The sequence below is a fragment of the Flavobacterium sp. GL_143 genome, assembly GCF_057834355.1.
In genome coordinates, this window is sequence record NZ_CM174401.1 from 1,925,697 (window position 1) to 1,940,017 (window position 14,321).

At 32.8% G+C, this 14,321-nt stretch carries 15 protein-coding genes and 1 pseudogene; 12 read left to right on the top strand and 4 right to left on the bottom strand.

Annotation, left to right across the window (positions count from 1 at the left end; genetic code table 11):
• The first annotated feature begins 3 nt into the window (after positions 1-3).
• The 9 genes and pseudogenes from AC3IPI_RS08255 (at position 4) to AC3IPI_RS08295 (ending at position 5,151) form a co-directional block, all read left to right on the top strand.
• Positions 4-459, top strand: coding sequence for a hypothetical protein (locus tag AC3IPI_RS08255; protein ID WP_489158340.1), 456 nt, complete (start codon positions 4-6; stop codon positions 457-459).
• A 67-nt stretch (positions 460-526) separates the two neighbouring features.
• A pseudogene (locus tag AC3IPI_RS08260) lies at positions 527-1,078 on the top strand (RHS repeat domain-containing protein); the annotation flags it as partial.
• Positions 1,015-1,404, top strand: a complete 390-nt coding sequence (locus tag AC3IPI_RS08265) for a hypothetical protein (RefSeq protein ID WP_489158342.1) — start codon at positions 1,015-1,017, stop codon at positions 1,402-1,404. The pseudogene AC3IPI_RS08260 and the gene AC3IPI_RS08265, both read left to right, overlap by 64 nt.
• Positions 1,388-1,924: a hypothetical protein gene (locus AC3IPI_RS08270; RefSeq protein ID WP_489158344.1), complete on the top strand. Its 537-nt coding sequence runs from the start codon at positions 1,388-1,390 to the stop codon at positions 1,922-1,924. The genes AC3IPI_RS08265 and AC3IPI_RS08270 overlap by 17 nt, the downstream gene beginning before the upstream one ends.
• Positions 1,925-2,220: 296 nt before the next feature.
• On the top strand, positions 2,221-2,769 hold the full coding sequence (locus AC3IPI_RS08275; protein ID WP_489158346.1) for a hypothetical protein: 549 nt from the start codon (positions 2,221-2,223) through the stop codon (positions 2,767-2,769).
• 4 nt (positions 2,770-2,773) lie between these two features.
• Positions 2,774-3,190, top strand: coding sequence for a hypothetical protein (locus AC3IPI_RS08280; protein ID WP_489158348.1), 417 nt, complete (start codon positions 2,774-2,776; stop codon positions 3,188-3,190).
• 229 nt (positions 3,191-3,419) lie between these two features.
• The gene (locus tag AC3IPI_RS08285; RefSeq protein WP_489158350.1) at positions 3,420-4,199 is read left to right on the top strand and encodes a toxin-antitoxin system YwqK family antitoxin; all 780 of its coding nucleotides are present in this window, start codon (positions 3,420-3,422) and stop codon (positions 4,197-4,199) included.
• Positions 4,200-4,406: 207 nt separating this feature from the next.
• Positions 4,407-4,784, top strand: coding sequence for a hypothetical protein (locus AC3IPI_RS08290; protein ID WP_489158352.1), 378 nt, complete (start codon positions 4,407-4,409; stop codon positions 4,782-4,784).
• 121 nt (positions 4,785-4,905) lie between these two features.
• A complete protein-coding gene (locus tag AC3IPI_RS08295; RefSeq protein WP_489158354.1) occupies positions 4,906-5,151 on the top strand; it encodes a hypothetical protein in 246 nt (81 codons plus the stop codon).
• Between the two features lie 304 nt (positions 5,152-5,455).
• Here AC3IPI_RS08295 and metE read toward each other — a convergent pair whose 3' ends face one another.
• Positions 5,456-7,777: a 5-methyltetrahydropteroyltriglutamate--homocysteine S-methyltransferase gene (metE, locus tag AC3IPI_RS08300; protein ID WP_489158356.1), complete on the bottom strand. Its 2,322-nt coding sequence runs from the start codon at positions 7,775-7,777 to the stop codon at positions 5,456-5,458.
• A gap of 156 nt (positions 7,778-7,933) precedes the next feature.
• On the opposite strand from metE, the gene AC3IPI_RS08305 reads away from it, so the two are divergent.
• Both AC3IPI_RS08305 and AC3IPI_RS08310 read left to right on the top strand, forming a co-directional pair.
• On the top strand, positions 7,934-8,395 hold the full coding sequence (locus AC3IPI_RS08305; RefSeq protein ID WP_035619782.1) for an Lrp/AsnC family transcriptional regulator: 462 nt from the start codon (positions 7,934-7,936) through the stop codon (positions 8,393-8,395).
• A 261-nt stretch (positions 8,396-8,656) separates the two neighbouring features.
• Positions 8,657-10,003, top strand: coding sequence for a deoxyguanosinetriphosphate triphosphohydrolase (locus AC3IPI_RS08310; RefSeq protein WP_086893563.1), 1,347 nt, complete (start codon positions 8,657-8,659; stop codon positions 10,001-10,003).
• 12 nt (positions 10,004-10,015) lie between these two features.
• Here AC3IPI_RS08310 and AC3IPI_RS08315 read toward each other — a convergent pair whose 3' ends face one another.
• The 3 genes from AC3IPI_RS08315 to AC3IPI_RS08325 are packed head-to-tail and all read right to left on the bottom strand — an operon-like array spanning position 10,016 to position 13,798.
• Complete coding sequence (locus tag AC3IPI_RS08315; RefSeq protein WP_489158359.1) at positions 10,016-11,011, bottom strand: DUF3078 domain-containing protein; 996 nt, start codon at positions 11,009-11,011, stop codon at positions 10,016-10,018.
• Positions 11,012-11,049: 38 nt separating this feature from the next.
• Positions 11,050-12,831: a 1-deoxy-D-xylulose-5-phosphate synthase gene (locus AC3IPI_RS08320; protein WP_489158361.1), complete on the bottom strand. Its 1,782-nt coding sequence runs from the start codon at positions 12,829-12,831 to the stop codon at positions 11,050-11,052.
• Positions 12,832-12,883: 52 nt separating this feature from the next.
• Positions 12,884-13,798, bottom strand: coding sequence for a hypothetical protein (locus AC3IPI_RS08325; RefSeq protein WP_489158363.1), 915 nt, complete (start codon positions 13,796-13,798; stop codon positions 12,884-12,886).
• 61 nt (positions 13,799-13,859) lie between these two features.
• Here AC3IPI_RS08325 and AC3IPI_RS08330 point away from each other — a divergent pair, with 61 nt between their 5' ends.
• Positions 13,860-14,303 (top strand): nucleoside deaminase, encoded by a 444-nt coding sequence (locus AC3IPI_RS08330; RefSeq protein WP_039112436.1) that lies wholly within the window; start codon positions 13,860-13,862, stop codon positions 14,301-14,303.
• The last annotated feature ends 18 nt before the right edge of the window (positions 14,304-14,321 follow it).

Below are 14,321 nucleotides of genomic sequence, written 5' to 3' on the forward strand. Positions count from 1 at the left end.
TATATGAAAAGTAGAATCTTATTATTGATGATAATTTTTATTTTTATTTCATGTGAGAATAAAGATGAGTTAGGATTAACTAATCCAACAAAAAAATGGGTTTATTATAAATCGACTAAAAAATTTGATAAAGATAGCATGGGATTTGTGACATATTTAAAGTTTTATGACGATGGGAAATGTGTGAATTTTTTCTTTAATGGAAACCAATATGGATCATATATGGATTGGAAGTTTACAAATAGTGATAGTATTTTAAAAATCAGTGATAATAGATTTTTAGTTCTAAATATTTATAATGACAGTATAATAATGAAGGATTTGAAATACAACAGAAAAGCTAAAATGTGGAATTGGAATGTTTTGCCAAAGAAAACAGGTAGTGATAATGATTCTCTCAATTGGCGTGAGCGTTTCGTTCGTGAACACAAAGTACATCCCGATAGCGCGGATATGTAGACAACGCTAGCGCGGAAATTCTTTCCGTGCCCGCAAAGAAAATCAACACGTCGAATACGTACCTTTCGGAGAAGTTTTCCTTGAGGAGAAGAATGCCAAATGGAATACACCGTATTTGTTTACTTCGAAAGAGCTTGATAAAGAGACTGGAATGTATTATTTTGGGGCTCGTTATCAGGATCCTAAACTTGGAATCTTTATATCGGTGGATCCGCTGGCGGAGAAACATCCTGATTATTCTTCGTATAATTATGTAGCTAATAATCCAATCAATATGATTGATCCCGATGGTCGGGATTGGTATAAAAATAACGAAACTGGTAAGATAGCATGGCGTGACGGTAGTGCAGCTATTAAAGGCTATACACATTTAAGTTTTAATTATAGTGAGCAGAGTTATGGGGTTAATAAAAATGACCATTTGATTATGGACGGAACTACTAAAACTATTGAAATAAATGGAAATATTATAGCAGACTTCAATAAAAAATCATCAAGTTTGAGTTTGGTGGAATTGCCATATCTGATGGTGGAAATAACCAAGATCCCGGTTCGTTGGATAGTGGAGGAAGAAGTGTGGAGTGGTTTGATTTTAATGGTGCACTTAGTTATATTATAACATTCCTTAGCTTAGATAAAAATAAATTCAAAGAAGGAAGAAATGGAAAAGGTACAAATGGAGGGAAAGGAACTCCTGAGACGCGAGCAACTAATGTACTTGATGCAACTAATAATGCTGCGGATGCTGTTAAAGAGATAAAAGTTATTGTAGAAAAATATTCTACTACTGGTACATTGAGAGGAAATGCCTCTCAAGTTCATAAGGTTAAAAAAGATTCCACTGTGCGTAATCAATCAGAGGCGAGAAAAATTTTCGATAGAAATAATCAAAGAAAAGCGAAAGCAGAAGAAAAAGCAAATAGAGAGAATGAAAGAAACAATTAGAATAATTATTACACTATTTGCGTTTTTCGTTATTCAATGTAAAGAAAAATCAACTAAAAGTGAGGAGTTTGTTAATACAACATTTAAAGGAGATGGTGTTGAGTACAGTATAGAATTTCCTGATACAATTTTAAAAGGAAAAGTATATAAAGGTAAAATTCATTTTAAGAATTTATTAGATACTATTACGGAGAGTATGATAAATGATTCTACAAGTAAAAGAAATAGATATATTATCTTTTCCATGGCTTTAACAGATAATATTGATTACATGGAAAAAGATTTGTGGAGAATTGCTAAAGATACTTTTGGTGCTTTAGATAATCGCACAATCCCTTTTTATGATGTTAAGTTTAATAAATCAGGAACATTTTTTATAGATGGAGTTATAAATGATCAAGGATACATAACTTCGGATATAAAAAATAAAAATGGAAGTTATGATACGAGAATTATTACTAATGAGTTTAGGGCTATAAAAAAAGTAATCGTTATTGATGATAAGACACTAGTAAAGTAAATGCTGTAGTTCCCGATGGCAGAAAAGTATGCGGGATAACCCGATAGCTCGGATATGGGTATGGGTAACGATAGCACGGAAATTGTTTCCGTGCCAGCTGATTTAATTAAAAATATGTTTGATTTTGATAATTACGATAGTTATAATGGGGTAAACCCGATTGGCATAGAAATGGTTTAGGAACCTTAGTTGCAGATAAAGGTGATACTGCCGAAAGTTTAGCAAAATTTAAAGGAACTTCATTACAAGAAGCAAGAGCAGAATTTAATAAAAATAACTATCGTTATGAAAGCCAAATGTCTGGAGGAGAATCTTTTTATAAATCAGAAAGTCGTGTTTCCTCAGGAGCATACGGACCAGATAAAGACCCTGTACATGCTGCAATGTTTGCAGGCGCAGTTGCTTTACCAGTAATGGCAGCATCAGGCGCGCTAGCTGCGATATGGGGTTATGCTTCTTCAGAAGTAGTAGCTGCACTTTCTCAGATTACTTTACGCTCTGCAGCAACAAGTGCAGCATCAAATGCGAGTGCTCAATATTTTGCAAATGGAAGAAGTTTTAGAGATATAAACGTGATTTCATCGGCAAGCTCCATAGTGCTAGGAATCGGACCTGCAATTTTTGGGGAAACATTTAGTTATACAGCTAATAAAGGTTTTAAAGCACCAGAATCTCCCGAAATGTGGGCGGTTCAAGCTGGTTCAGCAGTATTAAGCAATCGTTTTGGAAAAGCAACCGATAATTATCTTTCTGGTTCGGGTTTTGGAGAAACGATGGTTAAGGAATATTTTAAGGGTGTTGTAGCAGTAGGAGCTAATTCAACTCAAAATTTACTTAAAGAATAGAGTCATGAAGAAAAAAATAAATCTGAATGGAGGTCATTTCATCCTGTTAATAGTTATGTTTATTATATTATATCTTTGTGTAAAAGATACTTTTGTTAAAAATAAAATAGAGAAGAATGGGAAAGAAATTGTTGTGAAATTTACATCAAAAGATAAATTGCCTAAAATAACAAGTTTTTACTTTACTTATTTTATAGACGGTAAAAAAATTAATACGGCAAATTCTGGTATAAATTATTCTATTTCAAATTCTCAAACAGAAACAAAAAATATAGATAATTTAAAAATTAATGCTTTTTATCTAGCGAAGTCTATTTCTAAATATCCCGATATAATAATAGTAAATCCATTAAAACAAATCACTGATACAACAGCAATTTTAAAAGCTGGATTTTCGAGAGAGGAATTGAAAACAAAATGAATTTAACCCGATAGCTCGGATATGCGTAACGCTAGCGTGGAAATTCTTTCCGTGCCTGTAAAGTGTATCGTCCTGAAAAAACAATTTATACTCTTACAACGCCACATGGTAAAGGAGATACATCACCTTCTACTACTGTGAGTACTTTTATAAGTGTCCCTTTAAAAGTAATGAGCAACCTTCTTCAAGGCTATATTGAATCAAAAGGGAAAAAATAAAAATGAAAAAAATGAAAAAGAAATATAAAATAATACTTTTAATATTACTTTCTGTAATTTTTGGATTGATAATAGTATTTTTTTACTTTAAAGATGAAAAAGTACATATCTTAAAAAAATATGACCCTAAAACAAGAGAAACGATCACCTTAGAATATATTATTAAAAAAGGGGATACTGTTTTTGAAGGTAAATGTATTTATTATAATGAGAAGGGGAAAAAAATAGCTCAAGGTAATTTTGTAAATGGTCATATTAAAGGGAAAACTACTAATTATTATGATAATGGGAAGATAGAATCAATTGTGTATCGTAAGACAAGTGAAATAACAGAGGAAAGTATTTATTACAGCCCAAATGGTAAAATTGAAAGGTATGTCATATATAATGATTTAGGAAATCCATCATTTATTATTTGGTTTGACGAAAAAGGTCCACGGGAGTTTACTGGTCATCCTTTGTTGGAAATTTACCAGTATAAATTTAGTCACAAAAAGCAATTTAATATTAAAACAGAACAAGTACTAAAAGTTGGTGGTGTTTTAAAGTATAAATATTTGTTAGCAAATATTCCTAATACGAAACGTAGTTTTAAAATTGAATCAGTTGGTATTGATAATAGAAAAATTAAAAGAACAATTAATAAAGTTCCACCAACAGGAATTGAAGTTGAGGAGATTTTAGTTAAAAAAGGTGTAAATACAATTAAGGCAATTGTTCAATACAAATTTAATGATAATGTGACTCCTGTTATAAATGACACAATTTTTTTTAACGTTAATGTGAATTAGCTACAGCTAACAAAGGTTTTAAAGCCCCCGATTCATTCAATAAATGGGCAGTTCAGGTTGGTGCGGCAGTATTAAGCAATCGTTTTGGAAAAGCGACCGATAATTATCTTCCAAATTCAGGTTTTTGAGAAACGATGGTTAAAAGGAATATTTTAAAGGAGTTATATTAGTAGGTGCTAATTCTGTTCCACAAGAAGTAGAATAGTTATGAAAGTCAAAACAAAAGCAATATTAATTCTTGGAGCTATGTCTTTTATTTTTTTATTTGCATATATAAGAAGCCATAGATACGAGGAGAAATTAAGCAAAGGAGGCAAAATAACAATTGGTAAGATTGATAGTATTATACGATTGCCAAAGTGGTCTAATATCTATATAACATATTATATAGATAATAAAAGATATGATTATCATGAGAATGATTTAGATGCAGAAATCACGAAAAATGATATTGGAAAGTTCTATGAAGTTAGATATTTACAAGATTCTCCTGAAATAATTAGAGCGAATTATTCAAAACAAATCACCGATACAACGGCAATTTTAAAAGCTGGATTTTCAAGGGAAGAGATAGAGAATAAATAGAAAGACAAAAAAAACGCTGTTCGAAGAGTTCTAATGAAACGCTGCGCAAATGTCCTCGTGAGGCAAGGCTAATCGACAAAAAATAAAAGAATTCTGTTCCACAAACAATAAAAGAATAGCTATGAAAGTCAAAAAAAAAGCGATATTAATCCTTGGAGCTATAGTTTTTCTTTTTGCATATATATGGAGTCATAGTGTTGATGAAGAATTAAGAGAAAAGGGTAAAATATCAATTGGTAAATTTGATAGTATAGAGGAATATCGTAAGCGCACTTATCTAGGTTTATCTTATTATATTGGTGATAACAGTAAATTCTTCTTTAATTTCGGTAAAGAAGTTGGTATTGGAATTTCTAAAAACTTCTAGTCTTAAATAGATTAAAATTTTAAAAAGCATCCGTCATTGGCGGATGCTTTTTTTTATGCTTTAGATTAAAGTGTTTTGAAAATGAAATTTCTTATTTAGCCCCGATAGAAACGATATCCTGTTGTGGCGTTTTTTGCCACAATAGATATAGTGGATAGCGGGACAAAAGATGTTTTGAAAACTTAAATTATCTGCTTCAAAAAAATAGAGTCAACTAAAGTGAAATCGAAAATAATCATAACTACAAGAATTTCGACTTCACTAGTTGACATAAATAACAAAAAATAGATTTAAATAAAAATTATTAACTCACTGGGTTTTCAACAGCTGCTCTCATTTCCTGAGCTGCAGCAACCATCTCAATCAGGGCTTTTTTTGTTTCATCCCAATGACGGGTTTTTAAACCACAATCAGGATTTACCCATAATTGATCTATAGGAATAACAGCCGAAGCTTTTTCTAATAGTTTAACCATTTCCTGACTAGATGGAACGCGAGGCGAGTGGATATCGTAAACTCCAGGTCCAATTTCATTAGGATATTTAAAATCGGCAAAAGCATCTAGTAATTCCATTTGCGAACGCGAACATTCAATCGTGATAACGTCAGCATCCATATCGGCAATATTCTGGATAATGTCATTGAATTCGCTATAACACATATGTGTATGAATTTGAGTATCGTCTTTAACGCCACTTGCTGAAATGCGAAATGCTTTTACAGCCCAATCTAAGTAAGTTGCCCATTCTTCTTTACGCAATGGCAATCCTTCGCGAATAGCAGGTTCATCAATTTGGATAATTTTAATTCCTGCATTTTCAAGATCTACAACCTCATCACGTATTGCCAATGCAATTTGAGTACAGGTTTGAGAGCGCGGCTGATCGTTACGAACAAATGACCATTGCAGAATAGTTACTGGACCAGTTAACATTCCTTTTACCCATTTAGGAGTTAGCGATTGCGCATATTCCGACCATTTTACAGTCATAGGTTTAGGTCTCGAAACATCACCATAAATTACAGGAGGTTTTACACAACGGCTACCATAACTTTGTACCCAACCATTTTTGGTAAAAGTAAATCCAGCTAATTGCTCACCAAAATATTCCACCATATCATTACGTTCAAACTCACCATGCACGAGAACATCAATGCCAGTTTCTTCCTGAAAACGAATAGTATCTTCGGTTTCTTTCTTGATTAAATCGTCGTATTGTTGTTGGGTTAATTCGCCTTTTTTAAATTTTGCTCTCCAGCTTCTTACTTCAGGAGTTTGAGGGAAAGAACCTATTGTTGTGGTAGGGAACAAAGGAAGATTTAAAGCATCAATTTGTTTTTTACGTCGGATAGCAAAAGTATTTTTGCGTTTATCATCACCAGTAGTAATACTTGCCACGCGATTTTTAACCGATTCGTTATGGATTAATTTTGATGTTTTTCTGTTTTCGTTTGCTAAAGCATTTTCTGCAAATTGAATAGAGTTTTTTGTATCTATTTCTTTTGAAGCAAACTGTTTTAATAAAACAACTTCTTGTATTTTTTGTTTCGCAAAAGCCAACCATTGCTTAATTTCGGGAGTAAGCGTTTCGTTGTTAGTTTCTAATTCTAAATCGCAAGGACTGTGAATTAATGAACACGATGGAGCAATTAATATTCTGTTTTCGCCAAGAGCTTTAGTCGCTTTTTCGATAATTGCCAATGAATTTTTAAAATCATTTTTCCAGATGTTTCTTCCGTCGACTAAACCAAGAGAAAGATTTACGTTTGGAGATAACTGATTTGATTCTAAAATATCATCTAATTGTAACGGACAACGAACTAAATCTAAATGTAAAGTATCAACTGGCAAGGCCAATGCTGTAGTTAAGTTTTCGCCAAAACAGTCGAAGTAATTAGCCAGAATGATTTTGATATTCGGGAAACGGTTGTTGATTTCAGTATATACTTTCATAAAAGTATTTCTTTCTTTATCGGTTAAGTTCAGCGCTAGGAAAGGCTCGTCTAATTGAATATAAGTTACATTTTCGGCTTCAAGCTTTGCAAATATTTCAAAATATACAGGAAGCAATGCTTCGATAAGATCAATTCGGTGAAAACCTTCTTCTTTTTCTTTTCCTAAAAGTAAGTAGGAGATAGGTCCGATAAGTACAGGTTTTGTAGCAATACCTAAATCATTTGCTTCTTTAAATTCATTGATTATTTTTTCTGAAAACAGAGTAAATTTTTGGTTTTTTGTAAATTCAGGAACAATGTAATGATAATTGGTATCAAACCATTTTGTCATTTCCATAGCAACAACATCTTGTCCGTTTTTTTGCGAACCTCTAGCCATTGCAAAATACAAATCGATTGAAGAATTAGTTCTTGCAAAATTATTATAACGTTCAGGAATTGCTCCTAAAGTCAATGTTAAATCCAGAACCTGATCGTAAAATGAGAAATCATTCGACGGAATTAAATCAATGCCAGATGCGGCTTGTAATTGCCAGTTTTCTTTACGGATGTTTTTACCGACAGCCAGAAGTTCTTCTGCCGAAATTTTATCTGCCCAGTATAATTCACTAGCTTTTTTTAATTCTCTGTTGCTGCCAATTCGAGGATAACCTAAATTATTTGTTTTCATTTTGTTTCAGTATTTTTTACTGAACAAATTTATTGTATTAGATTTTATAACTTATATTTGGCTTTTATTTAAGTAAATAAACTTTAATTAGTTCGTTTTTGAAGATTATAATACTGATTAATTCTTCTTAAACGAACTCTAGCCGTAAAAATTACTATGGAAAATTTAGATAAAACCGATTTAGAGATCTTAAGACACCTTCAGGAGAACTCAAATATCAATACAAAAGACCTGGCAAGCAAATTATTCCTGACTGTTACACCTGTTTACGAACGCATAAAAAGATTAGAACGAGATGGATATATTACTAAATATGTAGCGCTGCTAGACAAGAAAAAAATGAATTGTGGAATGACAGTTTTCTGTAACGTTCGGTTAAAAGAACATGCAAAAAACGTAGGAAGCAATTTTGTAAAAGATATTGTGGCGCTTCCAGAAATTATAGAATGTTATAACATTGCAGGTGATTATGATTTTATGCTAAAAATCCTTGTTCAGGATATGACTAGTTATCAGGATTTTGTAATGAATAAATTATCTACCATAGAAAACATAGGTAATACAAACAGTATTTTTGTAATGGGAGAGATTAAACACAGTACAGCATTAGAGTTTTAATACTATTTTGCCACAGATTAAACAGATTAGAATGATTTTTTTATGATTGATGTCTGGATTTTTTTGCCGCAAATTTCACAAATTAACACAAATCATTGTGCTTAAATTAATTCATGAAAATTCGAAGCAAACAAAACATTTAATCTTTTAAATTAAATTAATCTGTGGCATGTTTTATTGAATATTATCCTAAAATAAAATGTAATTTTGACGTTTTAGATGCCAATCTAAAATCTAAAATCACAAATCTAAAATTGAATAATGAACTGGGAACAACTCTTATCACTAAAACGCCAAGGCGATACTAGCAAAAGATTACGTGTAGAACAAGATGATACGCGATTGGGATTTGAAGTAGATTATGACCGAATTATATTTTCAGCAGCTTTTAGAAGTTTACAAGATAAAACACAGGTAATTCCGCTTTCTAAAACAGATTTTGTACATACCCGATTAACGCATAGTTTAGAAGTTTCGGTAGTAGGACGTTCGTTAGGACGTTTGGTAGGAAAAAAAATCATCGAAAAATATCCATATTTAAAAGAAGTTCACGGATATCATATGAATGATTTTGGAGCTATTGTTGCGGCGGCATCATTGGCACACGATATCGGGAATCCCCCATTTGGGCATTCAGGAGAAAAGGCCATTGGAGAATATTTCTCTATAGGAAACGGGCAACAGTATAAAGAGCATTTGACTGATAAAGAATGGCAGGATCTAATAGATTTTGAAGGTAATGCTAATGGATTTTCGGTTCTTACAGCAAGTCGTCCAGGAATAGAAGGAGGACTTCGTATTTCGTACGCTACATTAGGAGCTTTTATGAAATATCCGAAAGAGAGTTTACCTAAAAAGCCAACCAAGAATATAGCCGATAAAAAATATGGTTTCTTCCAGACCGATAAAGACTTTTTTAATAAAGTAGCTGTCGATATGGGAATGTTACCTAATAAATCGGGAGATGATATTGGTTTTGAAAGACATCCTTTAGCTTATTTAGTCGAAGCAGCAGATGATATTTGCTATACTATTATTGACTTTGAAGATGGAATAAATCTTGGGCTTGTTTCTGAGGATTATGCTTTAGAATACCTGATTAAATTGGTGAAAGATAATATAGGTGTTGCCAAATATAAAACACTTACTACCAAAGAAGATCGTATTAGTTATTTGCGTGCACTAGCAATTGGAAGTTTAATAAACGATGCCGTTAAGGTTTTTGTTGATAACGAAGAAGCTATTCTTGCAGGTAAATTTCCGTTTGCATTAATGGATAAAAGCCAGTACAAAGCACAAATGGATGATATTATAAATCTTAGTGTTCAGAATATCTACCAGAGTCGTGAAGTAATCGAAAAAGAAATAGTAGGGTATCAGATTATCCAAACACTACTAGATAAATTTATAACAGCTTTTAATAATAAATACGACGGAAAAGCATCTAACTATGATGCATTGATTTTAAAAATGTTGCCAGAAAAGCATCATTTAGAAAAAGAAGGTCTGTATGAAAGATTGCTGCACATATGCCATTACGTTTCATTACTAACCGATGGAAATGCATTGGAATTATATGATACTATAAACGGAAGAAAAACAACGTAACAAATTAATTATCTAAAAGGCATATACTACACCAACTCCCAGAACTTGTTTTAGTTGTGCCTTTGGTCCTTCTGTGACTTGTTCCCCATTAACTTCTTTTTTTGATTTGATGTCATCATCGTACACAAAATGCAACCCCACATTTGCTTTTACATACTCATTTACAACTAAGTCTAAACGAGTAGCATAATCGATGTCGATATTTCCAAATCTGTTCAGGTAATCGGTATAAAGGCTAAGACGGTTTTCAAAAAACATATTTTTGAAGATTTCGTTTTTAGTATAACCAGTTAATAAAATACCAAACTCCGCTTTTATTTTTTCTCCCTTTTCAATCAGAATTTGTGTATTAGGATCTAGTGGGTCTGGTGCATAAACTGCCTTTTTAACACCAAAAGCTCCTTGATTTGCTAAGACCTGATCTAGAACCAAAGTGGTCTTTAGCGTAACAGGTGAGAAATAAAAAGTACGATTCTTTTCTTTATTTGCGTTTTCAGCTCCAGCTCCTAAGAATACATATGCAGGGGCAAAAGGTTTCGAAATCGGGTTATCTGTATTTGGATAAGAATAACCATTTGTAAATTGAGAATTGAAATTAAATTTAGCTGAATAATACCAGTTTGAAAGTGTATCTTTTCTGAAACCATAAGTAGAGTTAAACAGGAAAGCATCATCGGTTTTTCTTAATTCAATACCGTCTTGTTTGTTTAAACCATATTTTAAAAGAAGTTCATTTGCCCACTTATGATTACCATTAGTATATACTCTCGAAAATTCTCCTTTAAAAAGTCCAGAAATAGAACTAGTACCCCCGGCACTCCAGTTAACAAATGCAATTTGAGTAAGATCAAAACCCAATTTATTTTTTTTAGTCCAATTAGATGTAGTGTCTTCTAATTGAGTTTGAATTTCAGGTACCAATTGCGTCTGAATTTTAGAATTCTGAGCGAAATTTTTAGAAGAACAAAATATAAGAAGTACTAAAATAGATAAACGGAATAATTTCATTATGGCATTTTTTGTTTGGGTCCGCAAAATAATTATTTTTAACCAACAGAAAAAAGATTTTCTAAACTTTTAACGTCAATATTGCATAATTGTTGCAATTCGGTAACAGTTCCATGCTCAATAAATGTGTCTGGAATTCCTAGTATTTGTATTTTAGTGTTGTAATTATGTAATGCCGAAAATTCTAAAATAGCAGTTCCAAAACCACCATTTATAGCACCATCTTCGATAGTAATTATGGATGAGTATTTACTGAAAATAGAATGTAGTAGTTTGTTATCTAATGGTTTAATGAAAGGAAAGTCGTAATGAGCAATAGTATTTGGATTGCCAATATTTGCTAGTGCAGTTATTACGTTGTTTCCAATAGTTCCAGTAGATAAAACTGCGGTTTTACTACCATCTTTAAGGCAAGTTGCCGCTCCAATTTCGATTGTAGCATAATTCTTAAAATAATTCTTTTGCCAATCGGTAATAACGCCGCGACCTCTAGGATATCGAATTGCGATAGGATGATTTAATCCCAGTTGAGCAGTATATAAAATATTCTGTAAGGCTATCTCGTTAAGTGGAGCGTAAATTATTAGGTTAGGAATACAACGCAAATAAGCAATATCAAAAACGCCATGATGTGTAGCGCCATCTTCTCCAACCAAGCCAGCTCTGTCCAGACAAAAGATAACTGGTAAATCTTGTAATGCGACATCATGTATCACTTGGTCGTATGCACGTTGCAAAAAAGTTGAATATATATTGCAAAAAACAATCATTCCCTGAGTTGCCATTCCAGCAGCAAGTGTTACCGCATGTTGCTCGGCAATACCTACATCAAAGGCGCGTTTTGGGAAAGCATCCATCATAAATTTAAGCGAACTTCCAGATGGCATTGCAGGAGTAATACCAACAATTTTTTCGTTCTTTTGGGCTAAATCCAAAATGGTTAAACCAAATACATCCTGATATTTTGGCGGAAGGTTGTCTTCTATCTTAGGAATGATTTCTCCAGTTGAAGCATTAAATTTTCCAGGAGCGTGATATTGAACCTGATTTTCTTCGGCTTGTTGTAATCCTTTTCCTTTGGTAGTAACAATATGCAGGAATTTAGGACCTTTTATATTTTTTAATCGTTTTAATTCTTTTATTAAAGCAAAGATATCATGACCATCGATAGGACCCGAATAATCAAAATTCAATGATTTAATCATGTTATTCTTCTTCGGATTTTTTCCTTCTTTTACAGCAGTGAGATATTTTTTAAGCGCACCTACACTTGGGTCAATCCCGATTGCGTTGTCGTTTAAGATTACCAATAAATTAGCATCGGTCACTCCGGCATGATTTAAACCTTCAAAAGCCATTCCCGATGCAATCGAAGCATCGCCAATTACAGCTATATGATGTTTGTCGAAATCACCTTTTAAGTTAGAAGCAATTGCCATTCCTAATGCTGCCGAAATAGAAGTAGAAGAATGGCCTACGCCAAAAGTGTCATAGTTACTTTCGGCTCTTTTTGGGAAACCAGAAATCCCGTTAAGCTGACGATTGGTATGGAAATTTTCTCTTCTTTGGGTCAGGATTTTATGTCCGTAAGCCTGATGTCCTACATCCCAAACCAATAAATCATCGGGAGTGTTAAATACATAATGCAAAGCAATAGTAAGTTCGGTAACACCTAGACTTGCGCCCAAATGCCCTTCTTTTACAGAAACAATATCAATAATAAAATCACGTAATTCCTGAGCCACTTGAGGTAGTTGCGCTTCGGGAAGTAAGCGTAAATCGGCGGGATTGTATATGTTGGGAAGTAAATTGCTTTTCATTGTAAGGTAAAAAGCAAATTTACGGTTTTAAATTTAAATTTTATCTGAGATCTCATTCCAATACAATTGGTAAGGAATATTGCATTCTTATTTTTTTTCCGTTAGATTCTCCCGGTTCCCATTTTGGAGATAAACTTAAAACCCTAATGATTTCGTTCTCTATTGTTTTATCAATAGGTGGTAGAGATTGAAGATATGATAAAGTTCCGTTTTCTTCTACTGCAAAAGATATTCTAATTTTAAGATTTTTGGTATCTGTATTTTCTGGCATTTTAAATTCATTTTCAAAAAAAGTATAAAATGGGTCAATACCCCCAGGAAATTCTGCATTTATATGCATTACTGCACCTGTAGTAAATACGGAATCATCTTCTTTATTTTGTTTTGAAGATTGAGTTTTGTCTTTAGTGGTTTTATCAACAGCAACAATGAATCCAGTTGTTGTAATTGATTTTTTAGCTCCCCAGATTAGCTTTTTTTTATCTGGTTTTACAAATTTAACCTGATTAATTTTTGGCGGAGGCGGAGGCGGAATCTGAGTTGATTCATTTCCACTAACTTTAATATCGCCAACCATAACTCTTTGGTCAGTTGAGGAATCCTTAACAATTTCTATTTTGTCAATTTTTTGTTTGTCTCCGTTCTTATCTTGGCAACTAAACAATGTAGTTCCCATAGCAATAAACAAAGCCAATAAAAACATTTTATGATATTGAGTCTGCTTGTATAAAACTTCAGTTGGAATTTGAACTATAATAGTCTCTAATTGAGAGTTTTTGAATCTTCCGCAAACACTTTTGTTTTTATTTGCAATAAAAAAATGCTGCACTTCATCAGGTAGCATTCTTGTGAAATCAACTACAGTTTTAGAGCAGCTAATGCAAAAACGACCATTTTCGGCAGGCGTCATTTTATCCCAGTTTTCGTGGCAAGGCTCAGGAATACTTATTTTATGTTTTGTTTGCATAATTTGAATATCAAAAAATAAATGTAATAAAAATTACTTCTTAAAAATGTATTTTTGTTTTATGATAGATATTTTTACCGACGAGTATTTTATGAAAAAGGCTTTGCAAGAAGCAGAAATGGCATTTGATAAAGATGAAATTCCTGTTGGAGCCATTATTGTAATTGATAATAAAGTCATTGCAAGAAGCCATAATTTAACCGAATTATTAAATGATGTTACGGCTCATGCCGAAATGCAAGCGATAACAGCTGCCGCTAATTTTTTAGGCGGGAAATATCTAAAAGACTGCACGCTTTATGTAACATTAGAACCTTGCCAGATGTGTGCAGGTGCTTTATATTGGAGTCAGATTTCGAAAATTGTTTTTGGAGCAAGTGATGAACATCGAGGTTACGAAAAAATGGGAACACAACTACATCCTAAAACTGTTGTTGTTCGTGGTGTTATGGCAAATGAAGCTTCGGATTTAATGAAACGTTTCTTTGCTAAAAGGCGAAGATAATTTTGTCGCCGTTTCATT